The organism is Clostridium sp. 1001283B150225_161107_B6, assembly GCF_015556325.1.
Taxonomy (GTDB): domain Bacteria; phylum Bacillota; class Clostridia; order Lachnospirales; family Lachnospiraceae; genus Enterocloster.
Genome location: NZ_JADNMD010000005.1, coordinates 235,454 through 260,739, shown reverse-complemented (window position 1 = coordinate 260,739; position 25,286 = coordinate 235,454). Strand labels below are relative to the sequence as shown.

20 protein-coding genes are annotated in these 25,286 nt (G+C 51.2%); 14 read left to right on the top strand and 6 right to left on the bottom strand.

Going from position 1 to position 25,286, the window contains the following annotated elements:
* Window positions 1–12 precede the first annotated feature (12 nt).
* From gatA to I2H39_RS14560, 4 genes are all read left to right on the top strand, one after another.
* Window positions 13–1,536: an Asp-tRNA(Asn)/Glu-tRNA(Gln) amidotransferase subunit GatA gene (gatA, locus tag I2H39_RS14575; RefSeq protein WP_195626796.1), complete on the top strand. Its 1,524-nt coding sequence runs from the start codon at window positions 13–15 to the stop codon at window positions 1,534–1,536.
* A complete protein-coding gene (gene gatB / locus I2H39_RS14570) occupies window positions 1,529–2,977 on the top strand; it encodes an Asp-tRNA(Asn)/Glu-tRNA(Gln) amidotransferase subunit GatB (protein WP_195626795.1) in 1,449 nt (482 codons plus the stop codon). The genes gatA and gatB overlap by 8 nt, the downstream gene beginning before the upstream one ends.
* Before the next feature lie 229 nt (window positions 2,978–3,206).
* Window positions 3,207–4,496 carry an aminotransferase gene (locus I2H39_RS14565; RefSeq protein ID WP_138310510.1) on the top strand — a complete coding sequence of 430 codons (1,290 nt, stop codon included), beginning with the start codon at window positions 3,207–3,209 and terminating at the stop codon, window positions 4,494–4,496.
* Window positions 4,497–4,685: 189 nt separating this feature from the next.
* The gene (locus tag I2H39_RS14560) at window positions 4,686–5,258 is read left to right on the top strand and encodes a hypothetical protein (protein ID WP_195626794.1); all 573 of its coding nucleotides are present in this window, start codon (window positions 4,686–4,688) and stop codon (window positions 5,256–5,258) included.
* Between the two features lie 105 nt (window positions 5,259–5,363).
* On the opposite strand, the gene I2H39_RS14555 is transcribed toward I2H39_RS14560, so the two are convergent.
* Window positions 5,364–6,554, bottom strand: coding sequence for an iron-containing alcohol dehydrogenase (locus I2H39_RS14555; RefSeq protein ID WP_195626837.1), 1,191 nt, complete (start codon window positions 6,552–6,554; stop codon window positions 5,364–5,366).
* Between the two features lie 230 nt (window positions 6,555–6,784).
* On the opposite strand from I2H39_RS14555, the gene hflK reads away from it, so the two are divergent.
* Both hflK and I2H39_RS14545 read left to right on the top strand, forming a co-directional pair.
* The gene (hflK, locus tag I2H39_RS14550; protein WP_138310507.1) at window positions 6,785–7,987 is read left to right on the top strand and encodes an FtsH protease activity modulator HflK; all 1,203 of its coding nucleotides are present in this window, start codon (window positions 6,785–6,787) and stop codon (window positions 7,985–7,987) included.
* A complete protein-coding gene (locus I2H39_RS14545) occupies window positions 7,987–8,868 on the top strand; it encodes a protease modulator HflC (RefSeq protein WP_138310506.1) in 882 nt (293 codons plus the stop codon). The genes hflK and I2H39_RS14545 overlap by 1 nt, the downstream gene beginning before the upstream one ends.
* A 183-nt stretch (window positions 8,869–9,051) precedes the next feature.
* Here I2H39_RS14545 and I2H39_RS14540 read toward each other — a convergent pair whose 3' ends face one another.
* Window positions 9,052–9,978, bottom strand: coding sequence for a LysR family transcriptional regulator (locus tag I2H39_RS14540; protein WP_138310505.1), 927 nt, complete (start codon window positions 9,976–9,978; stop codon window positions 9,052–9,054).
* A gap of 169 nt (window positions 9,979–10,147) precedes the next feature.
* Between I2H39_RS14540 and I2H39_RS14535 the strand changes: the two genes are divergently transcribed.
* The 7 genes from I2H39_RS14535 to I2H39_RS14505 all read left to right on the top strand — a co-directional run bounded on the left by I2H39_RS14535 (window position 10,148) and on the right by I2H39_RS14505 (window position 18,459).
* Window positions 10,148–10,612: an Lrp/AsnC family transcriptional regulator gene (locus I2H39_RS14535; RefSeq protein ID WP_002568474.1), complete on the top strand. Its 465-nt coding sequence runs from the start codon at window positions 10,148–10,150 to the stop codon at window positions 10,610–10,612.
* Window positions 10,613–10,657: 45 nt separating this feature from the next.
* Complete coding sequence (locus I2H39_RS14530) at window positions 10,658–11,500, top strand: aminotransferase class IV (protein ID WP_138310504.1); 843 nt, start codon at window positions 10,658–10,660, stop codon at window positions 11,498–11,500.
* Between the two features lie 161 nt (window positions 11,501–11,661).
* A complete protein-coding gene (locus tag I2H39_RS14525) occupies window positions 11,662–12,558 on the top strand; it encodes an FAD:protein FMN transferase (protein WP_347708587.1) in 897 nt (298 codons plus the stop codon).
* A 100-nt stretch (window positions 12,559–12,658) separates the two neighbouring features.
* Window positions 12,659–13,087 carry a GtrA family protein gene (locus I2H39_RS14520; protein WP_138310503.1) on the top strand — a complete coding sequence of 143 codons (429 nt, stop codon included), beginning with the start codon at window positions 12,659–12,661 and terminating at the stop codon, window positions 13,085–13,087.
* 15 nt (window positions 13,088–13,102) lie between these two features.
* Window positions 13,103–16,252 carry a YfhO family protein gene (locus tag I2H39_RS14515; protein ID WP_195626793.1) on the top strand — a complete coding sequence of 1,050 codons (3,150 nt, stop codon included), beginning with the start codon at window positions 13,103–13,105 and terminating at the stop codon, window positions 16,250–16,252.
* 13 nt (window positions 16,253–16,265) lie between these two features.
* The gene (gene argH, locus I2H39_RS14510; protein ID WP_195626792.1) at window positions 16,266–17,660 is read left to right on the top strand and encodes an argininosuccinate lyase; all 1,395 of its coding nucleotides are present in this window, start codon (window positions 16,266–16,268) and stop codon (window positions 17,658–17,660) included.
* A 106-nt stretch (window positions 17,661–17,766) separates the two neighbouring features.
* Window positions 17,767–18,459 (top strand): Crp/Fnr family transcriptional regulator, encoded by a 693-nt coding sequence (locus tag I2H39_RS14505; protein WP_138310500.1) that lies wholly within the window; start codon window positions 17,767–17,769, stop codon window positions 18,457–18,459.
* 126 nt (window positions 18,460–18,585) lie between these two features.
* Here I2H39_RS14505 and I2H39_RS14500 read toward each other — a convergent pair whose 3' ends face one another.
* Genes I2H39_RS14500 through I2H39_RS14485 form a run of 4 tightly spaced genes read right to left on the bottom strand, consistent with a single transcriptional unit; the run spans window position 18,586 to window position 22,896 of the window.
* Window positions 18,586–19,596 (bottom strand): DUF4340 domain-containing protein, encoded by a 1,011-nt coding sequence (locus I2H39_RS14500; RefSeq protein ID WP_195626791.1) that lies wholly within the window; start codon window positions 19,594–19,596, stop codon window positions 18,586–18,588.
* A gap of 17 nt (window positions 19,597–19,613) precedes the next feature.
* Window positions 19,614–21,005 carry a Gldg family protein gene (locus I2H39_RS14495; RefSeq protein ID WP_195626790.1) on the bottom strand — a complete coding sequence of 464 codons (1,392 nt, stop codon included), beginning with the start codon at window positions 21,003–21,005 and terminating at the stop codon, window positions 19,614–19,616.
* A gap of 5 nt (window positions 21,006–21,010) precedes the next feature.
* The gene (locus I2H39_RS14490; RefSeq protein WP_195626789.1) at window positions 21,011–21,877 is read right to left on the bottom strand and encodes an ABC transporter permease subunit; all 867 of its coding nucleotides are present in this window, start codon (window positions 21,875–21,877) and stop codon (window positions 21,011–21,013) included.
* Window positions 21,878–21,894: 17 nt separating this feature from the next.
* Entirely contained in the window at window positions 21,895–22,896 is a 1,002-nt protein-coding gene (locus tag I2H39_RS14485; RefSeq protein WP_138310496.1) for an ABC transporter ATP-binding protein, read from the bottom strand.
* A 272-nt stretch (window positions 22,897–23,168) separates the two neighbouring features.
* Here I2H39_RS14485 and tkt point away from each other — a divergent pair, with 272 nt between their 5' ends.
* Window positions 23,169–25,151: a transketolase gene (gene tkt / locus I2H39_RS14480; RefSeq protein WP_195626788.1), complete on the top strand. Its 1,983-nt coding sequence runs from the start codon at window positions 23,169–23,171 to the stop codon at window positions 25,149–25,151.
* Window positions 25,152–25,286: the final 135 nt, after the last annotated feature.

Genomic DNA, 25,286 nt, shown 5'->3' with positions numbered 1-25,286 from the left:
AGGAATGGGAGCATGAGCATATTGGATATGACAGCCCTGGAGCTGGGAAGAAGGATTCAGTCAGGGGAAATCACTGCGGTCCAGGCCGCAGAAGCATCCCTGGCACGGATGAAAGCCGTGGAGCCATCCATTCACGCCTACGTGACTGTGGACGAAGAGAGGACCATGGAACGGGCCGGAAAGGTCCAGGCGGAAATTGAGGCAGGAAGGCTGACCGGCCCCCTGGCGGGTGTGCCTGTGGCCATCAAGGATAACATGTGCACGGAAGGAATGCGCACCACCTGCAGCTCCAGGATACTGGAACATTTTGTTCCAACCTATACGGCCCAGGCCGTGGCCAATCTGGAACAGGCAGGAGCCGTCATCCTGGGAAAGACCAACATGGATGAATTCGCCATGGGAAGCACCACGGAGACATCTGCCTTCGGGGTTACCAGGAATCCCTGGAACACGGAGCATGTGCCGGGGGGCTCCTCCGGCGGTTCCTGTGCAGCGGTGGCTGCCGGGGAATGCTTTTATGCCCTGGGGTCCGATACAGGCGGTTCCATACGCCAGCCCAGCGCCTTCTGCGGTGTCACGGGAATCAAGCCCACCTACGGTACCGTGTCCAGGTATGGGCTCATTGCCTATGGTTCTTCTCTGGACCAGATTGGGCCTGTGGCAAAGGACGTGTCGGACTGTGCTGCAATTCTGGAGGTCCTGGCCTCCCACGACCCAAAGGACAGCACGTCCATGGAGCGCGGGGACTGCGGTTTCACCCCGGCCCTGTCATCGGATGTAAAGGGAATGCGCATCGGCATACCGGAATCCTACTTTGGCCAGGGTCTGGACCAGGAGGTAAGGGACGCTGTGCTGGAAGCAGCCGGGGTACTGGGGGAAATGGGGGCTGTGGTGGAAACCTTTGACCTTAAGCTGGTGGAATATGCCATACCTGCTTACTATGTCATTGCCTCCGCAGAAGCCAGTTCCAACCTGTCGCGGTTTGACGGGGTAAAGTACGGGTACCGTGCGCCGGAGTACGAGGACCTTCACAGTATGTACAAGAAAAGCCGTTCCCAGGGATTTGGCCCGGAGGTGAAGCGCCGCATCATGCTGGGCTCCTTTGTGCTGAGCTCCGGCTACTATGACGCATATTATCTGAAGGCCCTCCGCACCAAGGCGCTGATTAAGAAGGAATTTGACCGGGCCTTTGCATCGTACGACGTAATACTGGCGCCTGCAGCGCCAGGGACTGCTCCGCGGCTGGGCCAGTCCCTGGGGGACCCGCTGAAGATGTATCTGGGGGATATCTATACCATTTCCGTGAACCTGGCCGGCCTTCCGGGAATCAGCCTTCCCTGCGGCCTGGATTCAAAAGGGCTTCCCATTGGCCTGCAGCTCATAGGGGACTGTTTTAAGGAAAAGAACATCATACGGGCCGCCTATGCTTACGAGCAGTCCCGGAAGTGGAAACTGCCTTCTGTGACGGCCGGGACAGCAGAGGTACTGTCCGGCGCCATGACCGGGACAGCAGAGAGGAGGATGAGCCATGAGTAAACAGTACGAGACTGTCATAGGCCTGGAAGTCCATGTGGAGCTGGCCACCAAAACCAAGATTTTCTGCGGCTGTTCCACCCGTTTCGGGGGAGAGCCCAACACCCATACCTGTCCTGTGTGCACCGGTATGCCCGGTTCCCTGCCCGTGCTGAATAAGCAGGTGGTGGAGTATGCGCTGGCAGTGGGGCTGGCTGTCAACTGCCGGATTAACCAGTACTGTAAATTTGACCGGAAGAATTATTTTTATCCGGACAACCCGCAGAACTACCAGATATCCCAGCTCTACCTGCCTATCTGCCATGACGGCTGGGTGGACATAGAGACAGAATCCGGCAGCAGGAAACGTGTGGGAATCCACGAAATCCATATGGAGGAGGATGCAGGCAAGCTGATTCACGATGAGTGGGAGGACTGTTCCCTGGTGGATTACAACCGCAGCGGTGTTCCTCTGATTGAGATTGTATCGGAGCCGGATATGCGCAGCTCCGGGGAAGTCATAGCGTATCTGGAGAAGCTGAGGCTGATTATCCAGTACCTGGGGGCCTCTGACTGCAAGCTCCAGGAAGGCTCCATGAGGGTGGATGTGAACCTGTCCGTAAGGGAGGCAGGTGCGCCTTCGTTTGGCACCAGGACAGAGATGAAAAACCTGAACTCCTTTAAGGCCATCGCCAGGGCCATCGAGGGGGAGCGCAGGCGCCAGATTGAGCTGCTGGAAGAGGGGAAGAAGGTAATCCAGGAGACGCGGCGCTGGGATGACAACAAGGAAAGTTCCAAGGCCATGCGCTCCAAGGAGGATGCCCAGGATTACAGGTATTTTCCTGACCCAGACCTGGCGCCGGTGGTCATAAGCGATGAATGGATTGCCCGGGTAAAGGCCCGCCAGCCGGAGCTGCGCACAGAGAAAATCATCCGCTACAGAGAGGAATACGGACTTCCTGAATATGACGCCAGGCTGCTCACCAGCTCTAAGCACATGGCGGATATCTTTGAGGAGACCACGCGGCTGAGCGGACAGCCCAAGGAGGTATCCAACTGGCTTATGGTGGAGGCCATGCGTCTGATGAAGGAGCAGGAAATGGACCCGGAGGACATGAGATTTTCGCCCGCCCATCTGGCTGCCCTTATCGGTATGGTGGAGAAAAACACCATTAACAGAACAGTTGCCAGGACTGTGTTTGAGGAGATATTCAGGCACGACATTGACCCTGGGAAGTATGTGGAGGAAAAAGGCCTTAAGGTGGTAACGGACGAAGGAACCCTGCGCAGCACCGCGGAGGCGGTAATGGCAGCGAATCCGCAGTCCGTGGAGGATTACAGGAACGGCAAGGAAAAGGCCATGGGATTTCTGGTGGGCCGGACTATGAAGGCCATGAAGGGAAAGGCGGACCCGGCCATGGTAAATAAGCTTGTGAAGGAGCTGCTTGCCGGTAAGGATGTTTAGGCAGGGATGTTTAGGCAGGGATGAACAAGCAGAGACGTATAAGCAGGGATAGAGGCAGAAGGAAAAAGACATAAGCATATCTTTTGACAATATAAGAAAATTTTGTATTGACGGAATGCTTCAATTGGTGTATGCTTTAGTACAATGTACAAAAATGTTGACCGGTGGCTGACAGATGTCTGCCTGACGGACACATTTTATAGAAAATATAGTGAGCCAGGAGGATATTATGAAGCCATATGCAGAGATGACAAAAGAAGAACTGCTTTCACTGCGCCAGGACCTGAAAGCACAGTACCGGGAGTTTCAGGCAAAGGACCTGAAGCTGGATATGTCCAGGGGTAAGCCATGTGTGGAACAGCTGGACCTTTCCATGGGTATGATGGACGTACTGAACAGCGCCAGTGACCTGACCTGCGAGGACGGAACGGACTGCCGCAATTACGGCGTGCTGACAGGTATAGACGAGGCCAAGGTACTGCTGGCAGATATGATGGAGGTGAACCCTTCCACCATTATCATTTACGGCAACTCCAGCCTGAACGTTATGTACGATACCGTGTCCAGGGCCATGACCCACGGAATCATGGGATGCACACCCTGGTGCAAGCTGGATAAGGTGAAATTTCTCTGCCCGGTTCCCGGATATGACCGCCATTTCGCTATCACCGAATACTTCGGCATTGAGATGATTAACGTGCCCATGTCTGAGGATGGACCAGATATGGATATGGTGGAGGAACTGGTGGCTTCCGATGATTCCATCAAGGGAATCTGGTGCGTGCCCAAGTACTCCAATCCCCAGGGCTATTCCTATTCAGACGAGACGGTCCGCCGTTTTGCAAGGCTGAAACCGGCTGCCTCGGACTTCCGTATATTCTGGGATAATGCTTACGGCGTACATCACCTGTATGACCACGACCAGGACCATCTGATTGAGATTCTGGCAGAGTGTAAGAGGGCTGGAAATCCGGACCTGGTTTATAAATTTGCTTCCACCTCCAAAATCAGCTTCCCTGGTTCCGGTATTGCGGCCATTGCCACCTCCCACAATAACCTGGAGGACATCAAGGCCCAGTTAAAGAACCAGACCATTGGCCACGACAAGGTAAATCAGCTGCGCCATGCCCGTTTCTTTAAGGATATCCACGGTATGGTAGAGCATATGAGAAAACATGCAGACATTATCCGCCCCAAATTCGAGGCAGTGGAGGAAATATTGGGACGGGAGCTGGAAGGGCTGGGAATCGGACAGTGGACAAAACCAAAGGGCGGATACTTTATCTCCTTTGATTCCATGGAAGGCTGCGCAAAGGATATTGTGGCCAGGTGCAAGAAGGCAGGCGTGGTCATGACATCGGCCGGAGCCACCTATCCATATGGAAAGGACCCGCATGACTGCAACATCCGTATCGCTCCCACCTATCCCACATTAGGGGATTTGATTATGGCTGCCGAACTGTTCACCCTTTGCGTGAAGCTTTCCTCAGTGGAAAAGCTTTTAAAAACAATGGCATAATTGGAGGGCAGATACCTTCCAAGGAAAATGATTCAAGTGTAAAAATCACCACTTTATCAGATAATGATAGGGAGCGGCGCATCGGAAAAAGATGCGTGCGCTCCCTTCCTCATTGTCCCGGATATCCATGTATAAGGAGGTCCGGGACAGATTTAAGGGCAGGGACCATCTGATAAAGGGGGCAGGACCATGTGGGGCCGGAACATACGGTTTAAAGGAAAATACGACCTCTTCACGATTTATCTGATTCCCGGCATAACCATATTCCTGGCATCCTTTGACAGCTGGACCGGTACCAACCTGTCTGTCCTGGGCAACCGGACCGGCAATAAGCTGCTGTTTGCAGTGTGGGGATTTGCCACCGGCATCTATTACTGTGTGTATGTCCGTTATCTTTTTCACATAGGAAGATACAGGAATCCGGGAGGAAGGACGCTCATGTATACCGCGGCAGCCTTTCTTCTTATGGCAGTTATGATTCCCTACATGCCGGAGGAATATCCCTTAAAGGCAGACCTCCATGTGCTGCTGGCATTTTTTTCGCCTGTGCTTCTGGCCTTCAGCATCATTGGTTTCCTCCGCTTTCTCAGCGCCCGTGACCGGATGCGCTTTCGCAGGGCGTGGGGAATTTTGTGGATGATGGCAGCCTGCTCCGTCCTCTTCCTCCTGGAAGCAGGCTTTATCACCAGCTTTCTGGAAATATTCATCATCACAGGACTGTGCGGATATCTGCGCTATATGGAACAGCTTCTGGCAGCGTAAAGGCGGCAAAATGAAAAGGGTGGGAAAGACGAATTCTTTCCCACCCTTTTCGGGCAGTAAAAACAAACCGTTTATATGGAGTGTATTAACACAAAAGGGGGCTTTTTAAAAGTTCACTTCCTCGTCATAGTAGCAGCATTTCAGCAGCTGTTCCATAACCTTGGGGGTGATGGCCCTTGGATTGGACCCGGTGCAGGCATCGCCTACAGCCAGTTCGGCAACCTGTGGAAGCTTATCCATGAATTCCTTCTCATCAATGATTCCGCCCTCGTAATCCTTTATGCAGGCGGGGATGTCCAGAGCCTTGTTCATCTCTAAGAGACGGGCAATAAGGGCATCGGTCAGTTCCTCGTCCGTGGTGCCGGGAAGGCTGATGAATTTGGCAATCTTAGCATATCTGGCGGCGGCCTCAGGTTCTTTGGAGTTATATTTAATAACCTTGGGGAGGTACATTGCATTAGCACAACCGTGAACAATGTGACCGCCGGAATATGCAGCACCTGTCTTATGGGCCATGGAGTGTACGATTCCAAGCAAAGCATTGGAGAACGCCATTCCGGCCAGACACTGTGCATCGTGCATCTTATCACGGGCTTCCATGTCCCCGTTATAAGAAGGTATCAGATACTCGTTAATCATCTCGATGGCATGGAGAGCTAACGGGTCCGTATACTCGCAGTGAAGGGTTGAGACATAAGCCTCAATTGCGTGGGTCATGGCATCCATTCCTGTATGGGCTGTCAGCTTCTTGGGCATGGTTTCAGCCAGGGCAGGGTCCACAATAGCCACATCCGGTGTGATGTTGAAGTCGGCCAGAGGATATTTGATGCCTTTCTTATAATCAGTAATAACGGAAAATGCGGTAACCTCGGTTGCTGTTCCTGATGTGGAGGAAATCGCACAGAATTTAGCTTTGGTACGCAGGGTTGGGAAGTTGAATGGCGTAATCAGGTCCTCAAAGGATGTATCCGGGTATTCGTAGAATGCCCACATTGCCTTTGCTGCATCAATGGGAGAACCGCCGCCTACTGCCACAATCCAGTCAGGCTCAAATTCCTGCATGGCAGCAGCGCCCTTCATGACTGTATCTACAGATGGGTCAGGCTCAACGCCTTCGAATAATTTAACTTCCATGCCGGCTTCCTTCAGGTAATCAACCACCTTGTCCAGAAAACCAAAACGTTTCATGGAGCCGCCGCCCACAACCACAATGGCTTTTCTGCCGGTCAGGGTCTTCAGGGCATCCAGTGCATCTTTTCCATGGTACAAATCTCTTGGCAGTGTAAATCTCATGATAATACCTCCCATTATATGTAAAATATTGTGTCAGTGTGTTATTTCTTTAACGATTATATCTTAACACCATTGACCGGGAATGGGTAGGTATGAAAAAGGAATACCGGTATTCCTTTTCCGGCATCTCCCTAAAGGAATTATAAAATTATTGGAAACTCAGGGTAAATGCTATCCGGTATGTGAAACTTATGGTATACTTCTCTAAAATGACTGAGAAAGGGGAATACCGGATGAATTTTTTCATGGGTAAGAAGTTCGTGGGACCTGGAGGAGGCAGCAATAAACAGGGACCGGAAGTAGTATTTGACAACGGGGAAGAAAGCAATAAGAGGATGAAGAAGATGCTCCGTCCCATAAAGATAGCCATTGTGGTGGCTGTCCTGGCAATAGCGGCCTTTGATTCGTTCTACACCCTGTCTGAAAATGAAATGGCAGTGCTGACCACCTTCGGCCGTCCCAGCAGCGTAACTACCTCAGGACCCAAGTTCAAGGTGCCCTTCATACAGAAGGTACATAAGATGTCCAAGGAAATAAAGGGTATGCCCATTGGATACGACCCGGACTACAATGCGCAGAATCATGCGGACAGCGAGAACAATCCTGTTTCGGTTACGTCCGAGTCAGAGATGATAACCAAGGATTTTAACTTTGTGAATGTGGATTTTTACATTGAATATCAGATTGTGGACCCAATTAAAGCATACATCCACAGCGACACGGCCATTCCTATTTTAAAGAACCTGGCCCAGTCCTATATAAGGGATACCGTCGGCTCCTACAGCGTGGACGAGGTAATAACCACCGGAAAATCCGAGATTCAGGCAAAGGTCAAGGCGCTGCTGTCTGAGCGCCTGGAGCAGGAGGACATTGGCCTGGGCATCAACAATGTGACCATCCAGGACGCGCAGCCTCCAACGGATGCAGTGAACAATGCATTTAAGGCAGTGGAGGATGCCAAGCAGGGTATGGATACCAAAATCAATGAGGCCAGGAAGTACCAGTCCCAGCAGCTTCCGGCAGCCAACGCAAAGGCCGATAAAGCTGCCAGGGATGCGGAAGCCTACCGCCAGCAGAGAATCAGCGAGGCAGAGGGCCAGGTATCCAGGTTCAACGATATGTACCAGGAATATGCAAAGTATCCGCTTATCACAAAGAAGAGAATGTTCTATGAAACCATGGAGGATATCCTGCCGGGTTTAAAGGTTATCATAAACGGCTCAGACGGGACCCAGACCATGCTTCCTCTGGATTCCTTTGTCACCGGACCCCAGACCGGCACCGGTTCACAGGGTTCCTACAGCAGCCAGGATAATCAGACAAACCAGGCAAACCAGGCCAGCCAGGAGGGTTCAGGCAGCCAAAGCAGCCAGTCCGGCGCCTATGACCAGGATGATACGGATGAAAACAATGACCAGAACGGAGGCGGACAGTAATGAAGACATTGACGAAATTTATGAGAAACATGGGAATACTGGTTATCGTGCTCCTGGCTGTCACCATCTTTAATCCGCTGGTGGTTACCAAATCCAATGAGTACTCCCTGATTATCCAGTTCGGAAAAGTAGTCAGGGTGGAGGATTCGGCAGGTCCCTCCCTCAGGGTCCCCTTCCTGCAGTCTGTGCAGAAAATACCCAAATATAAAATGATATCCGACCTGTACCCAAGCGATGTCACCACAAAGGATAAAAAGGTGATGACCGTTGATTCCTTTGTTATATGGGATATCAACGACCCGGTGAAATATCTGGCCTCCCTGAACGCCAGCAAGGAAAAAGCTGAGGTCAGGCTGGGAAATGTGGTATATAACTCTATTAAAAATGTGCTCTCATCCACCAACCAGGCGGATATCATATCCGGCCGGGACGGGAACCTGGCCAGGACCATTACAGAGAACATTGGCAACGCCATGGATTCCTACGGCATCCACATTTATGCGGTGGAGACAAAGAAGCTGGACCTTCCCGACTCCAATAAGGAGTCCGTATACCAGAGAATGATATCCGAGCGAAACAACATTGCTGCCCAGTACACGGCTGACGGCGATTACCAGTCCTCCCTGATTAAGAACGAGACAGACAAGACAGTAAAGGAAACCATTGCAAAGGCCAATGCGGAGGCGGAAAAAATCAAGGCAGAGGGCGAGGCCAGGTACATGCAGATATTAAGCGATGCCTACAATGACGAGGCAAAGGCTGACTTCTATAATTATGTACGCTCCCTGGATGCCCTGAAGGCTTCCCTGAAAGGGGATAATAAGACCGTTATACTGAACGAGGACAGTGAGCTGGCCAGGATTCTTTCCGGGTCATGGTAATATGGGAGACTGCCTTATATAATAGGAAATAAAGGGCGTTTTCCGGGAACAGAGTATTTCCTTAGATAATAAGCCGGATTACACCGGTTATCACATACTATAAGCCCGTCAGCCGCTGCAATGTGAGAGGCTGACGGGCTTATAGAATATATATATGGAAGGAATGAGGCAAATCACTGACAATCAGTCAGAGAGCCGGCTTATCATACGTGAGAGGCACCGGAGGAATTCCTCCTCTTCCTTGGAAAAACGGTAGCCGTTCCGGTAAATCAGCAGGTCCTTGTGGAGGTTGCCGGGATAACTGCAGGTCTTTTGAATCAGGCCCGAGGTGGTGAGGCAGCCGCAGGGGACCGGGGAGGTCCACATGTAGGAACCGGGCAGCTGGCGCAGCAGCTCAAACTGGCTGCCCCTGTCATAGATGGAAACGGTTTTCTTGGAGTTGCCGCCGGTGGCAGAGGCGTCCTGGGCCTCAAAGGTAAAGGACGGGTTCTGGATGTCCCCCTGGACGATTTCAATGTAATCCGTAAAATCCAGATAAGTCAGCCCGTTCCTGGAAGCCAGGGGGTGGCTGGGGGACATAAGAACATTACAGGAAAACTGCCACAGCTCCTTCCACTCCAGGTTCTCATCCTGGAGAAGCTTCATATAATAGGATTCATACAGGGACTGACAGCGTATGATGCCCACATCAAAGGTCTTGCCGGACACGCCCCGGATAGTATCCCTGGAGTTGGTTTCCATGTAATGCACATTGACGGAGGGACAGGTGTCCATATGCTTAAGGAATTCAGAGAAGGCGTAGGAAATATAGGTGGCTCTGGGAACACAGAGATTCACCTCCAGGGCCTTTTCGCCGTTCTTTACGCAGAGAGCCTCTATCTGTTCCTCCTGCACCAGGATTGCCCTTGCATAGCGCAGGAATTCCTCGCCCTTTTTGGTGGGAACCATGCCGCGGCTGGTTCTGTCGAAGATATCGCATCCCAGGTCCCGTTCCAGTTCACGGATGATTTTACTCAGATGGGGCTGATTCATATAAAAATTCTGAGCCGCCTTTGTGATGGACCCAGTTTTTTCCACTTCTACCGCATATTTCAAATAAGAGAGATTCATAGTACAACTCCTGGATGATTTGTGTTATAATGTCCACGCAGGCATTGAGAAGGCTCCTGCCGGAAAGCAAAGCCTGTGCCGCCGATGATTCGGGGACAATGCATTCTATCCACCTACCAGTATATACTACGAAACTATATTTGAAAAGCTAAAATAACAGGGGGACAAGATGGATAAACTTGACTATAAAATACTGAATATCCTAAAAGAGAACGGAAGGGAGACAGCCTCAGACATCAGCAAGGCCATTCACCTGTCCGTATCAGCCGTCCTGGACCGCATCAAGAAGATGGAAGAGTCCGGCATCATCAAGGGCTATACGGTAAGAGTGGATGCCAAGGCCCTGGGCAACGATGTCACGGCCCTGATGGAAATCAGCCTGGAGCATCCCAGGTTCCACGATTCCTTTACCGAGGTCATCATGGACCATCCCAATATCCTGGACTGTTACTATCTGACCGGGGATTATGACTTTGTGCTGAAGATATCATGCGCCTCCTCCGATGAGCTGGAGCGTATCCACCGCACCATCAAGAGCATACCCGGTGTATCAGCCACCAGGACCCATTTCGTGCTGAAGGAAATCAAAAACATGTATTCCGCCATACCGGAAGAAGAGAAAAAGCGGTTTTAGCTTCATGTTTCAATGAGAATTATTATTAAAAAGGAGATTACATATATGAAAACGCTTGGCTATTATAATGGAAAGTACGACGAACTGGAGAACATGAGTGTTCCCATGAATGACAGGGTGTGCTGGTTTGGGGACGGCGTATACGATGCAGGTCCCTGCCGCAATTACAAGATTTTCGCAATCGACGAGCACATTGACCGCTTCTTCAACAGCGCGGGCCTTATCAAGATTCAGGTGCCCTGTACAAAGGCAGAGCTGAAGGCCCTGCTTCAGGACCTGGTCAATAAGATGGATACAGGGGATTTGTTCATTTACTTCCAGGTAACCCGCGGCACTGCTGTCAGGACCCATGAATTCCCGGATAACGTACCGGCCAATCTCTGGGTTATGCTAAAGCCCATGGGAACACCGGACCTGTATAAGAAGATTCGCCTGCTCACCCAGGAGGATACCCGTTTCTTCCACTGCAACATCAAAACCCTGAACCTGCTGCCCAGCGTTATGGCTGCCCAGAAGGCAAAAGAGGCAGGATGCCAGGAAGCAGTATTCCACAGAGGCGACCGTGTAACAGAATGCGCCCACAGCAACTGCCATATCCTAAAGGACGGCATTCTCTACACAGCCCCTGCCGACAACCTGATACTTCCGGGTATTGCAAGGGCCCATCTGATTCGCATTTGCAAGAAACTGGAGATTCCGGTAAGTGAGACTCCCTATACCCTGAAGGAGATGATGGATGCGGACGAGGTTCTGGTGACATCATCCACCAAACTGTGTGTGGCTGCCAATGAGATTGACGGTACTCCGGTGGGAGGCAGGGCGCCTGAGACTATTAAGAAGATTCTGGACGCTGTAATGGATGAGTATATGGAAGAAACCAATGCCTAAAGCCTCCTGCCTTGACTTTTACAGGGACGGGTGCTAGAATGTAAGGCATGAAAAATACAGGATTAAAGACAATAATAACAGCAGGTTTGATTATCGTGTGCACGGCTTGGCTGGCAGGATGCAGCAAGAAAGTTGCGGATCCTGTCACCAGGTCGTCTTTTTTGTTGAACACATTTGTAACTGTAACCTTATATGATTCAGAAGACCAGACCATACTGGACGGCTGCATGGCTCTGTGCTCCGACTATGAGAAACTGCTCAGCAAGACTCTGGAGGGCAGTGAGATTTATAAAATGAACCACCGCAGACCGGGGGAGAGAACCATTACCGTATCGGAGAAAACAGCCCAGGTTCTGGCGGAGGGGCTGGAGTACTGCCGTGTGTCCCGGGGGGCCTTTGACATTACCATAGAGCCCTTAAGTTCCCTTTGGGATTTTACCGGTGAAACGCCCCATGTACCTCCCAGGGAGGAAATTGAGGCGGATTTAAAAAAAGTGGGATATAAGAATGTGATTCTGGATGGGAACCAGGTCACCTTCCTCAACGACGATACCACCATTGACCTGGGAGCCATAGCCAAGGGTTTCATAGCAGACCAGATGAAGGCGTACCTGGAGGAACAGGGAGTGAAAAGCGCGGTCATTAACCTGGGCGGTAATGTGCTCTGCGTGGGAAAACGCCCGGACGGCAGCCCCTTTAAGATAGGGCTTCAAAGACCCTATGCAACCCATACGGAGACAGTGGCAGCGCTGAAGGTAGACGGTATGTCTGTGGTTTCCTCCGGTGTATACGAGCGTCATTTTGTGGAGGATGGCGTCAACTATCATCACATACTGGACCCGGCCACCGGATATCCCTATGAAAACGGTCTGACCCAGGTATCCATCATTTCACCCAGGTCAGTGGACGGGGACGGGCTGAGCACCACCTGCTTTGCCCTGGGGCTGGAGGAGGGAACCAGGCTCATAGAGTCCATGGACCGCATCTACGGCATATTTCTCACGGATGACGGGGAACTCCATTATACCAGGGGGGCGGAGGATTTCCTGTACAGATAATGGTTTGTTCTTTACAATTCCATGATGCTACCATATAATAGAAGGGATTATTGCTCCAGGGCCGGTCTGCGTACACTCTGGAACAAAGCAGGAGCAGAAGATGTTACGTAAAATATGGGAAAAATGTGTTAACTATGAGACGGTAAGCTACATTATATGCGGGTTCCTTACCACGGCAGTGGACTTTGCCGTATATGCCCTGCTGAGGCAGATTGAGATTGGCGTGGGTCTGTCCCAGGCCATGTCATGGCTGGCGGCTGTGCTGTTTGCCTATGTGGTGAACAAGCTGATTGTGTTCCGCAATTACAATCTAAGACCTTCCTACCTTGTGAAGGAGGTGGGAGCATTTGTAGCTGCCAGGGCATTTTCAGGGGCAGTTACCTGGGTGCTTATGGTTGTCATGGTAAAATTAGGCGGTGACAGGGGAATGCTGTATGAGCTGTTCTGCAAGTTCACATCCTCTGTCATCAACATGGTACTGAACTATATTTTCAGCAAACTCTGGATATTCAAGAATAAGCCTGAATAGAGAAAGGTGACTGTGATGGAACGTGAAGAGATAGAACGGGTTGAACGGGAGCTTGACGCAATTCTGAAGCTTGTGCAGCCAGAACCGACCATGCAGGATAAAACCAGGGAGGAAGCGCTCTCAGAGGAGCCGGTTCCCGACGGGGATAAAAAGACATCAGAGGATAAGAAAACATATGGGGCGGATTCCGGCAGGACAGATTCCCGCAGGGAGGACAGGGGAAACCTCAGGTCCCGCGGCGCGGGGGGATGTTTGCCGGAAGAATGTACGCTGGAGGAATATCTATTCGGAGAGGCCGCATCTGAGGCGGCTGCCTCCCGGGGATGTGTTCCGGTGAATGACAGGCCGGCGGAATTTGCCTCAGCGAGATATGCTTCAGGAGAATATAGTCACGGAGAGCATAATCACGGAGAGTATAGTCCCGGAGGATACGCATCGGATAATTACGCATCAGATGATTATGCATCAGACGAATATACATCAGAGGAAGACGAATACGGAATGGAAGAAGAGAATGAGACTGCCGGACAGGACAGGCAGCAGTACGATGAGAGAAAGACAGGGATGTCACGGACAGGAAACAGGCGCGGACTTCGGTTATTAAAGCCTTCGGACGGTCTGGTGGCAGCATTTTTTGTCCCGGTGGTTGCCATGATTATTATATTTGCCCAGAGAGGTATCTTTCCCTTTGGGGAAGAATGTTTTCTCAGGACAGATATGTATCATCAGTATGCGCCGTTTTTTTCAGAGTTCCAGTATAAGCTGACCCACGGCGGAAGCCTGCTTTACAGCTGGGATATCGGCATGGGGGTGAATTTTTCGGCGCTTTATGCCTATTACCTGGCAAGCCCGGTGAACTGGCTCCTTATACTATGCCCCAAAAAGTTCATCATTGAGTTCATGACCATACTGATTGTCCTTAAAACAGGACTGTCCGGACTCAGCTTTTCATGGTATCTGAAAAAGCACTTTGGAGTCAAGAATTTCGGCGTGGGCTTTTTCGGTATTTTTTATGCCCTCAGCGGATATATGGCTGCCTATAGCTGGAACATCATGTGGCTGGACTGCATCATGCTGTTTCCGCTGATTCTTTTGGGACTGGAACAGCTGGTAAAGGAGAAAAGAGGGACACTCTACTGCATTACCCTGGGTCTTTCCATCCTTTCCAATTACTATATATCCATCATGATTTGCATTTTCATGGTCATCTATGTGATTGCGCAGATGATACTCAATCCACCGAAAAGCTTTGGGGAATTCATGGGAACCGGGCTGCGGTTTGCCTTTTATTCCCTGCTGGCAGGCGGTCTTGCCGCGGTGGTGCTTCTGCCGGAGATTTATGCGCTGCAGGTCACTGCATCAGGGGATTTTGACTTTCCCAAGACATTTTCCTCCTATTTTTCCATTTTTGACATGATTGCCCGCCACATAGGAAATGTGGGAACCGAAATAGGGCTGGACCACTGGCCTAATATATACTGCGGTGTGGCAGTGCTCATGTTCTTCCTGCTCTATCTGGGCAGTAAGAAGATTACGTTCAGGGAAAAAGCAGTGTACTGCACCATGCTGATTCTGTTTTACGCCAGCTTTTCCGTTAATGTGCTGAATTTTATCTGGCATGGGTTTCACTATCCCAACAGCCTTCCCTGCCGGCAGTCCTTCATTTATATAGCACTGATGCTGTTTATGTGTTACCATGCCTACATCCATCTGGAGAATACGCCATGGAAGCATATATGCCTGGCGTTCTGGGGAGCTGTTACCTTTGTGCTGCTGGCTGAAAAGCTGGTGAATAATCCGGAACAGTACCATTTTTCCGTATTCTATGTGGCAATTTTATTCATTGCCATGTATGGCGGACTGGTTTATCAGTACCACAAGGGAAAATGGAGTCTGGACGCCATTCTTCTCACGGCCCTGGCCCTGGTTGCCATTGAGGCGGCTGTGAATACTGCGGTGACCAGTATTCCCACCACCAGCAGGACATCCTATGTTAAGGATAACCAGGATGTGGAAGAACTGGTGTGGAATATAAAGGCGGAAAGCTTTTACCGTGTGGAAAAGACAGACAGAAAGACAAAGAATGACGGTGCCTGGATGAATTTCCCATCTGTATCCCTGTTCTCATCCACTGCCAATGCATCCCTGTCGGATTTCTTCCGCAGGATGGGGTGTGAGAGTTCTACCAATGCTTACAGCATCACGGGAAGCACTCCATTGGTGGACAGCCTGTTGTCCGTGCGCTACGGCATATACGGGGACCAGCAGCCTTCCGACGGACTGAGGGAGCTGTCCGCAAGAAAAGGAAGCATGTGGCTGTACGAGAATAAATTCACCCTTCCCGTGGCATTCATGCTGCCCCGGGATGTGGAAGGAAACTGGATTTTGGATTCAGGGAATCCGGCCCATGTCCAGAACGATTTATGCGATGTGCTGGATACAGAGCATGTGCTTCTGCCCAACGAAAGCGTTACAGAGGGAAAGAAACTTACATTTACAGCCGAGGAAACAGGCGATTACTATGTGTATGTGACCAATAAAAAGGTGAAGGAGGTCACGGCTGTAATCGGCGAGCAGACAGAAAGCTTTGACAATGTGGACCGGGGCTATTTCATGGAACTGGGCCGTATCAACAAGGATGCGCAGGTGCATCTGGAGGCAGGGGATGAGGGCAGCCCAACCCTGCAGGCAGAGGTGTGGCGCTTTAATCCACAGGCCCTGGAAGCTGTTTACGGGAAAATGAATCAGAATCCCCTGGTGCTTTCCAGGTGGACGGATACAGAACTGTCAGGCAGCATTACGGCGGACGCAGCAGGCGTTATGTATACCAGTATTCCCTATGATAAGGGATGGAGTATCCTGGTGGACGGAAAGCCGGCAGCGCCCAGGAAAATGTTTGACACATTCCTGGCAGTGGATATCAGCGAAGGAACCCACCGAATCAGTTTTTCCTATGAACCGGAGGGCCTTAAGTACGGGGCCTGGATTACCGGAATCAGCGCAGCTGTCCTGGGAGCCGCGGTGCTGGCCGGAATCAGCCGGAGGAAGAAAAAGAGCGGTGCGTTAAGCGGATACAGCATAAGTAAGAGCCATAAGGAAAATAGAAAGCGGCAGAAAAAAGAAAGCAGCAAACAGGAAAACAGGACAAAAGAAAATCAGAAATAAGGAGATAACAGCCATGAAATTATGGGGCGGACGTTTTACGAAAGAAACCAATCAGCTGGTACACAATTTTAATGAATCCCTTTCCTTTGACCAGAAGTTCTACCGTCAGGATATCAGGGGCAGCATTGCCCATGTAAAGATGCTGGCAAAGCAGGGAATACTGACGGAACAGGACAGAGATGATATTATCCGCGGATTGGAAAGCATTCTGGAAGACCTGGATAATGGGACGTTGACTATATCATCCGATTCCGGATATGAGGATATCCACTCCTTTGTGGAGGGAACCCTGACTGAACGGATTGGCGAAGCGGGAAAGCGCCTCCATACAGGGCGCAGCCGCAACGACCAGGTGGCTCTGGATATGAAGCTCTATACCAGGGATGAAATTGACGCCATTGAAGCGCTGGTAAAAGAACTGCTGGAAGAGCTGCTGACAGTCATGGAAAAGAATACAGATACTTTTATGCCTGGCTTTACCCATCTGCAGAAGGCCCAGCCCATTACCCTGGCCCACCATATGGGGGCATACTTTGAGATGTTCTCCAGGGACCGTTCACGCCTTAAGGATATACGCAGGCGCATGAATTACTGCCCTCTGGGCTCAGGCGCACTGGCAGGCACCACCTATCCTCTGGACCGGGAATACACGGCGCAGCTGCTGGGCTTTGACGGGCCAACCCTTAATTCCATGGATTCAGTGGCTGACAGGGATTACCTCATTGAGCTTCTCAGTGCCCTTTCCACCATTTCCATGCACCTGTCCCGGTTCTGCGAGGAAATCATAATATGGAATACCAATGAGTACCGGTTTGTGGAGATTGATGATTCCTACAGCACGGGAAGTTCCATTATGCCGCAGAAAAAGAATCCGGATATTGCGGAGCTGATTCGCGGCAAGAGCGGGCGTGTATACGGCGCCCTGGTGTCCATGCTGACCACGATGAAGGGGATTCCCCTGGCTTACAATAAGGACATGCAGGAGGATAAGGAACTTACCTTTGATGCTATTGATACGGTAAAGGGATGCCTGGCCCTGTTTACTGGCATGATTTCCTCCATGAGCTTCCGCCGGGAGGTAATGGAGGCCAGTGCTAAAAACGGCTTTACCAATGCCACGGATGCAGCGGATTATCTGGTGAACAAGGGAGTGCCTTTCAGGGATGCACACGGCATTGTGGGACAGCTGGTCCTTACATGCATTGACAAGGGAATTGCCCTGGATAATCTCAGCCTGGAAGAGTACAAGGCCATCAGTCCGGTGTTTGAGGAGGATGTATATGAGGCCATCAGCATGAAAACCTGCGTGGAGAAACGCCTTACCATAGGAGCTCCCGGACAGGAGGCCATGAAGAAAGTCATTGGGATATATAAAAAGCAGCTGGAAATGGATGACAGCCAGCGGTAATGAATGAGATTTAATCTCACATAAAATCCCTCTTGACGGAAAAATCTCTTGAATATATAATATTTACAGCAAATGAGTTGTAAATGCAACGGAAAGAAGGGTGAATATGGAGGAATGGCTGCCTCTTGTGAAAAAATCTCCGCTATTTTACGGTATCAATGATGATGAGCTCTATACCCTGTTAAAATGCTGTGCCTCGGAGCAGGTGCTCTATGAGGATGGAGAGTACATCTTCCGCATGGGGGAATCGGTCAATAAGGTGCTGGTACTGCTGAGGGGAAAGGCATGTGTTGTCCAGGAAAACTTCTGGGGACATCAGGAACACATATACCATATAAAAGAAGGGGAACTCTTTGGCCAGTCCTATTCCTGCGCCAGGACGCCGGTACTGCCGGTGAGCGTGGTGGCGGAAGGCGGATGCGAGGCATTGTTTCTCAATTACCAGCGGATGATTACATTCTGTCCCCTGGCCTGTGATTTTCATACCAGGTTCATTCACAACATGCTGCGTCTGGTGTCGGAGCATAATGTTAAGCTGGAAAACAAGCTGGAGCATGTGTGCCGCAGAACCACCAGGGAAAAGCTCCTGTCCTATCTGTCGGAGCAGGCCATGGCAAAAGGGGGAAGGGATTTCGACATACCCCATAACCGCCAGGAACTGGCTGAATATCTCTGCGTGGACCGGAGCGCCATGTCCAGTGAGCTGGGTAAGATGCGGGCGGAAGGCATACTGGATTTCCAGAAGAACCACTTTGTGCTCCATGACCAGGGGGCAGGGGAGCGCAAGGAAGGGGCATAGATGTATATATTTCAGAGCCGGAATTGAAATAAAATAGATATGATAGCGAAAAGGGAAACAGCAGGCTGAATTGCAGTGCTGTTTCCCTTTCGCAATTTAATGCAACTTTGTATTTGATTCACACTACTATGGATAGACAGCGTTCAGACAACGTTCTGCTTCATCCTTAGATATCAGGTTAACGGCATATGAATCGTCTTTTCTGGTATAATAGCCCTTTCCATCTTCATTGGGGCTTCCAATCATCAATGATACAGTTCCGTTTATGTCTCCGCTTTCATAGGTCCATGAAAGGGTCATCTGCGGCGCAGACAGGCCGAAGCTTCCTAATTCTTCATCACTGGCCTTGTACGATACACAGGATTGGAAGGACAGCCCGCTTATGGCATCCGCAAGATTATTAAGGGCGCCGTTGTCATCCAGACGGCTGGCCTCGTCTTCGCAGGAGTTCCTGTACCAGGCGGTATTGCCTGAATCGTCCGCTGTCTTCTTACAGAACCGGCTGGTCTGCCCATCCCTGGATATTGTTATTTCCCGGATATCCGCGCTTGACACATGGGGAAGGGTTTCTGTTTCCACAAAATCGTAAAGTCCCTTGCCTGCTGTGTCGGCCAGATAGCTGCCTATGATATAAATCCGGCTGTCCCCTTCCACAGCGGCATAGTACCGGGCAGGCGTCCGGGCATTGCCTGCGCTTTCACTGCCGGTCCCCGGGACCTGGCTGCCCAACAGGATGGAACGGGAAGAACCGTCGGAGGATACGGTGTCAAACCTCACGGAAGGATGATCCAGACCATATGACTCCGGGGAATCCGCGCCTTCCAGCTTCCGCTCTGCCTTTAAGTGGGACAGGGTATCTGCCAGGGTGGTCAGGGGATATTGGCGGATAGGGCAGTCATCATCCCCTTTATAGTACCAGGTGCCGTTTTCCTGGGTAAAGGACAGGCTTTTATCATCTGTTTTCCAGGACAGGGCCGAGAGCCCCGGAAGGTCGGTCATATATACCGCAGTGTCTTCCGGTCCGGGTTCTTTTGCCTTTGCACTCCTTCCCTGCTGCCAGGTGATGAAGCCATAGGCGGCGCAGAGAAGGACCAGGGCTCCCAGAGCGGGAACCATTGGCCTTACATGTTTCTTCATGATATAACCTCCTCAGCTTAAAGCTTCCGGCGCTTCATCCAGATTACAAATCCTGCAATCAGGAAAACGACCGGTATGACGATGATGAACAGCGCGCTCCACAGTCCGGCGGATGTTATCATATTATAGGTAATATCCAGGCTTTTGCCGGGAATGGACAGGGGTGTTACGCCGGGCAGTCCGTTGGCAGCTGCATTCATGAACAGGGGAAGGTTGGTGATGCTGGGGAAACGTGACAGGATGGAGTCATCAATCATGCCGGGCGCTGTGATAACGGTAAGCATGGAGGCGGTCCCCTCTTCCTGGTTTACGGTTTCCGTGGCAGTGGCTCCCAGCACATAGGCGCCCTGGGTCTTTTCCTGGGTGACGGGGTCCACCAAAAACGCGGAGTCCGAGGTGGTCAGGAAGGGCTGGACTGTAATGTCCTCCGGGGGATTTTCCTGTATGGTCATGCCCGAGGGCTGAACCAGAAGGGCTGCCGCGGAGGAATCGATTCCCGTAAGGAGGCTGCTGGCAAAATCATAATCCGGAATGACATTAAAGGGATTGTTGTTGTAAAAATGCTGGGGAGCCGGGTCTGCCACGAATCCGTTTTTAAGATCCATTCCGTACTGGGAGCAGAATTCAGTCAGGTTGACCAGGGTATCCTGGGTGCAGCCTGCCAGAAGCATCATGCGGCCTCCGTTTTTCAGGTAATCGGTCAGCATTTCCTTTTCATCCGCGGATATGTCCTTACCGGGGGCGTTCATGATGAGAAGGCTGCAGTCCTGGGGAATAAATCCCTGGGTGAGCAGGTTCAGCTCAGTCACGTTCATGCCGGATTTGTCCATGGCGTCTGTTACGGCTGAGGGGAGCGGGGCTTCTTCGTGCCCGGTCAGTGCATATACGGCGGCAGCCGTATCGCTTGTGACATAGCGGATGGCGCTGGTAATCTGCCCTTCGCCGTCAAAGGCTGTCTCCTTGATTTGCCCGTACTGGTAGTAAACCATGGGGTCAAACTGGATGATATCATCAAACGAAACAGAGGTCTTTTTGCCGGTGGATTCACAGGATACAACCAGGTTTCCCGGCTCCGTGTCCAGGGAGGCAAGCACATCCGGGTGAAGCACCGGGTCGTTGTTCTCCACTGAAATGCGGGGGGAGAGGTCCTTATACAGATTTACAAAGGATGTAATCCGCTCATCCACCGTGTTGGGATCAGCCACAATGTGGATGGTTACATCTCTGTCCAGCTGTGCGGCGATGTCACGGGTGGTATCCCCCAGGGTGAGAATCTTGCCGGAGCTTAAGTCCCGCTTCAGATATTTGGCAGGAAGCTTTCCCACAATCAGGTTCAATACAATGACAGCGGCAATGACCACAAGGGTGAACAATGCCATATAGCTGCCTTTTTTACATTTTCTGGTCATATGATTCAACTCCATCTTCTTTTCTCAATTGACTGAACAGTCAGGAACAGCAATATACCGGCTGCGCTGAGGTAATAGACAAGGCCGCTGACATCCAGCATATGGCTGCTTACAATGCCGTCAAATACGTCTGTCAGGACGATTTTTCCCAGTAGTCCGGTCAGGGCCCGTTCAAACAGGCTCTGCTTTACAAAATAGATTCCCGCAAGAACTGCTGCTCCGGCTGCCTCCAGGCCCAGTGAAAGCGGAATATGGCCGGTAAGCCGGTACAGGATGAAACATACCAGGGACCACAGGATGAGAAAGCCGGCCAGAGAACCGGCTGCACTTACTGGTATGAAGTTCAGGAGCCCTGGCCAGAGAATGCTGAGGAGCAGGATGCCGAAGGTTCCTGCCGCGGCTATGAGCTGGCTTTCCGTAAGGGAGGAGATGAAAAGCCCGATGGCAATATAGACACATCCCAAAAGGAAGAAGACCAGTATGGATGCATAGTCTTCGGTCAGGTAAGCGGTCCCGGCGCTCCGGATGATAAGGGGGCATAGACAGGCAATGGCCATTGGTATGGCAAAAATAGTGACCATGGAAAGGAATTTTCCCATGACAATACCCCACACAGATACCGGGGAGGTCAGCAGCAGCTGGTCTGTCCGGGTCCTGTGTTCGTCCGACATGCTCCGCATGGTCAGAATCGGCACCGCAATCGTCAGTATCATCAGTATGGAATTAAGCGTATAAGAAAAATAGGGGTAACCGTTAATCATATTGTAAACCATGAAATAAATGCCCATGAACGTGGTCATGAAAGCAATGAATACGTAGCCTGTCATGGAGCAAAAATAGGATTTCAGCTCCCGCTTATAGATGGCTCTCATTGGGAATCCTCCTTCTTTCATTGGTCTGGGCAGCTGTTGGTGGCAATGCTGTCCTGGTTTTCGGTATTTTCTGTTAAATCCTCTGTCAGTTCCAGGAATATTTCCTCAAGAGATGCTCTGGAGGGAACCATGGACAGAATAGGAAGCCGGCGGCGGGCCAGGGTATAAAAAATGGTTTCGCGGATATCCGTTTCCGCTGCCCTGTCACCGGTAAACTGCAGATTCACAACACAGGTGCCGTCCTCATTTCCCGTCTCAATTCTCTCTGCCGCCAGTCCCTGAATTTCCTCCAGCACAGGCTGCAGCGCCTCCCTGCTGCCTTTTACAACCAGCTCCAGCCCGGCCGCGCCTTTTAAACGCTGTTCCAGGTTTTCAGGGGTATCGCTGGCAAGCAGCTTTCCATTGGCAATAATCATGATATGGTCGCACACAGCGCTCACCTCGGACAGGATGTGGGAACTCAGGATAACGGTGTGTTTCTTGCCCAGGCTCTTAATCATGTCCCGTATCTCTATGATTTGTTTGGGGTCCAGACCAACGGTGGGCTCATCCAGGATAATGACAGAGGGCTTACCCAAAATAGCCTGGGCCATTCCCACCCGCTGGCGGTAACCCTTGGACAGGTTCCGAATCAGGCGTTTCCGGACGTCCGTGATTTTGACCAGTTCCATTACCTCCTGTATGGCCCCCTTCTGTTCTGCTTTGGGAAGCTTTTTCAGACAGGCCGCAAACTCCAGGTATTCATTCACTGTCATGTCCATATACAGGGGCGGAATCTCCGGCAGATACCCAATGCGTTTTTTTGCGGCTTCTGGTTCCTCCAGTATGTCGTGGCCGTCTATGAAGACCTGTCCCTCAGTGGCGCCCAGATAACCGGTCATGATATTCATGGTAGTGGACTTGCCGGCGCCGTTGGGGCCCAGGAAGCCGTATATCTGGCCGTCTTCCACCCGGAAACTTAAATGGTCCACTGCCAGATGGCCGCCGTAATCTTTCACAAGATTTTTTACTTCAATCACTGATTGTGTCCTCCTGTCAGTTTTTTATAAACATATTCATCAAACAGTTTTAAAATTAAAATGTGATGAAAATGTGTTTAAATTATAATCTTTTTATAACAATTGTTTTTAAATTTGCAAAATAACGCATAGAACCGCAAAATGTTGCACTGATTTTTGCGAGAAAAAGTATTGCCCTGTATGGATGGAATTGGTATAATAAAGGGCAGTTGGTAAAAAAATAACATCTATGATGCGTGGGCCCCCTTGGGGGCACCGGAATGGAGGGAACTATGAATCAGATTGATACAATGTCAGTCAATGCAATCCGCGTTCTGGCAGCAGATGCTGTACAGAAAGCCAAATCAGGCCACCCAGGTCTTCCTTTGGGAGCCGCAGCCATGTCCTTTGAGCTGTGGGCAAAACATATGAACCATAATCCTGAGAATCCAGGATGGGAGAACAGGGACCGTTTTATCCTTTCAGGAGGCCATGGCTCCACATTGCTGTATTCCCTGCTTCATCTTTTCGGCTACGGCCTTACAAAAGAGGATATGATGAATTTCCGTCAGATGGATTCCCTGACACCGGGACATCCGGAGTACGGCCATACAGCAGGCGTTGAGGCCACCACAGGCCCGCTGGGCGCAGGTATGGGCATGGCAGTGGGCATGGCTATGGCCGAGTCCCATCTGGCAGCTGTGTTTAATAAGGACGGATATCCTGTTGTTGACCACTATACCTATGTGCTGGGCGGCGACGGCTGCATGATGGAGGGAATTTCCTCCGAGGCATTCTCCCTGGCAGGCACCCTGGGACTGGGCAAGCTTATTGTATTTTATGATTCCAACCGTATTTCCATTGAGGGAAGCACGGATATCGCGTTTACAGAGAACGTACAGAAGCGCATGGAAGCCTTCGGATTCCAGCTGATTACAGTTGAGGACGGCAATGACCTGGATGCCATCGGCAAGGCCATTGAGGAGGCAAAGGCAGATACCTCCCGTCCGTCCTTTATCACGGTAAAGACCCAGATTGGTTACGGCTGTCCCGCCAAGCAGGGCAAGGCCAGCGCTCACGGCGAGCCCCTGGGTGAAGACAATGTAAAGGCCATGAAGGAATTCCTGAACTGGCCGTCCATGGAGCCGTTCTATGTACCGGATGAGGTATATGCCAATTATAAGGCATACGCTGAGAGAGGCGCCGGGGCAGAGGAAAAATGGAATGCATTATTTGCCGAATACTGCGGAAAATATCCGGAAATGAAGGAATTATGGGATAAATTCTATAATCCGAATCTGGCTGATGATGTTTATGACAGCGAAGACTATTGGGCATTTGAGGACAAGCCGGATGCAACCAGAAGTCTGTCGGGCAAGCAGCTTCAGAAGCTTAAGAACCTGATGCCCAACCTGATTGGAGGCGCAGCGGACCTGGCTCCGTCCACCAAGACCTACATGGCTGACATGGGAGATTTCTCCAAGGACAATTACGCCGGGCGCAACCTGCATTTCGGTGTGCGCGAGCTGGCCATGTCCGCCATCGGAAACGGCCTCATGCTTCACGGCGGCCTGAGGGCGTTCGTGTCAACCTTCTTTGTGTTCAGTGATTATACAAAGCCAATGGCAAGGCTGTCCGCGCTTATGGGCGTGCCCCTTACCTTTGTGTTTACCCATGACAGCATCGGCGTGGGAGAGGACGGACCTACCCATGAGCCTATCGAGCAGCTGGCCATGCTGCGCGCCATGCCTAATTTCCATGTATACCGTCCGGCCGACGCCACGGAGACAGCAGCCGCATGGTACAGCGCCGTGTCTTCCAGGAAGACGCCCACGGCCCTGGTGCTCACAAGGCAGAACCTGCCTCAGCTGGCCGGCTCCAGCAAGGAGGCGTTAAAGGGCGCCTACATCCTGGAGGATTCCGCGAAGGAAGTTCCGGATGCCATCATCATTGCCACTGGTTCCGAGGTGGAACTGGCAGTGGGTGCAAAGGCTGAACTGGCAAAAGAGGGCGTGGATGTACGCGTTGTCAGCATGCCGAGCATGGATGTATTCGAGGAGCAGCCTGAGGACTACAAGGAGAAGGTCCTTCCAAAGGCAGTGAGAAAGAGAGTTGCAGTAGAGGCACTGGGCGATTTCGGCTGGGGCAGATATGTGGGCCTTGACGGAACCACAGTGACCATGAAAGGCTTTGGCGCCAGCGCACCGGCCGGACAGCTCTTTAAGAAATTCGGATTTACGGTTGAGAATGTTGTGGCAGCCGTGAAGTCGCTGTAGAAATATAAGAGCAGCAAAAACAGACCCGTGGAGAACAGGCTTTTTCTTCACAGGTCTGTTTTCCGTTTTATGCAGTATGAAGCAGTATGCGGCCGGCGGGAGGCTCTGTTTTGTGAAATTGACAAATGGGCCGCT

Bases quoted from the DNA above. Each gene is read 5' to 3' on its own strand.
- I2H39_RS14490 (WP_195626789.1), bottom strand. From the start codon at position 21,877: ATGAGAGCCATCTATAAGCGGGAGCTGAAATCCTATTTTTGCTCCATG.
- gatB (WP_195626795.1), top strand. From the start codon at position 1,529: ATGAGTAAACAGTACGAGACTGTCATAGGCCTGGAAGTCCATGTGGAG.
- I2H39_RS14500 (WP_195626791.1), bottom strand. From the start codon at position 19,596: ATGAAGAAACATGTAAGGCCAATGGTTCCCGCTCTGGGAGCCCTGGTC.
- argH (WP_195626792.1), top strand. From the start codon at position 16,266: ATGAAATTATGGGGCGGACGTTTTACGAAAGAAACCAATCAGCTGGTA.
- I2H39_RS14505 (WP_138310500.1), top strand. From the start codon at position 17,767: ATGGAGGAATGGCTGCCTCTTGTGAAAAAATCTCCGCTATTTTACGGT.
- I2H39_RS14545 (WP_138310506.1), top strand. From the start codon at position 7,987: ATGAAGACATTGACGAAATTTATGAGAAACATGGGAATACTGGTTATC.
- gatA (WP_195626796.1), top strand. From the start codon at position 13: ATGAGCATATTGGATATGACAGCCCTGGAGCTGGGAAGAAGGATTCAG.
- I2H39_RS14565 (WP_138310510.1), top strand. From the start codon at position 3,207: ATGAAGCCATATGCAGAGATGACAAAAGAAGAACTGCTTTCACTGCGC.
- I2H39_RS14535 (WP_002568474.1), top strand. From the start codon at position 10,148: ATGGATAAACTTGACTATAAAATACTGAATATCCTAAAAGAGAACGGA.
- tkt (WP_195626788.1), top strand. From the start codon at position 23,169: ATGAATCAGATTGATACAATGTCAGTCAATGCAATCCGCGTTCTGGCA.
- I2H39_RS14495 (WP_195626790.1), bottom strand. From the start codon at position 21,005: ATGACCAGAAAATGTAAAAAAGGCAGCTATATGGCATTGTTCACCCTT.
- I2H39_RS14560 (WP_195626794.1), top strand. From the start codon at position 4,686: ATGTGGGGCCGGAACATACGGTTTAAAGGAAAATACGACCTCTTCACG.
- I2H39_RS14540 (WP_138310505.1), bottom strand. From the start codon at position 9,978: ATGAATCTCTCTTATTTGAAATATGCGGTAGAAGTGGAAAAAACTGGG.
- I2H39_RS14515 (WP_195626793.1), top strand. From the start codon at position 13,103: ATGGAACGTGAAGAGATAGAACGGGTTGAACGGGAGCTTGACGCAATT.
- I2H39_RS14520 (WP_138310503.1), top strand. From the start codon at position 12,659: ATGTTACGTAAAATATGGGAAAAATGTGTTAACTATGAGACGGTAAGC.
- I2H39_RS14530 (WP_138310504.1), top strand. From the start codon at position 10,658: ATGAAAACGCTTGGCTATTATAATGGAAAGTACGACGAACTGGAGAAC.
- hflK (WP_138310507.1), top strand. From the start codon at position 6,785: ATGAATTTTTTCATGGGTAAGAAGTTCGTGGGACCTGGAGGAGGCAGC.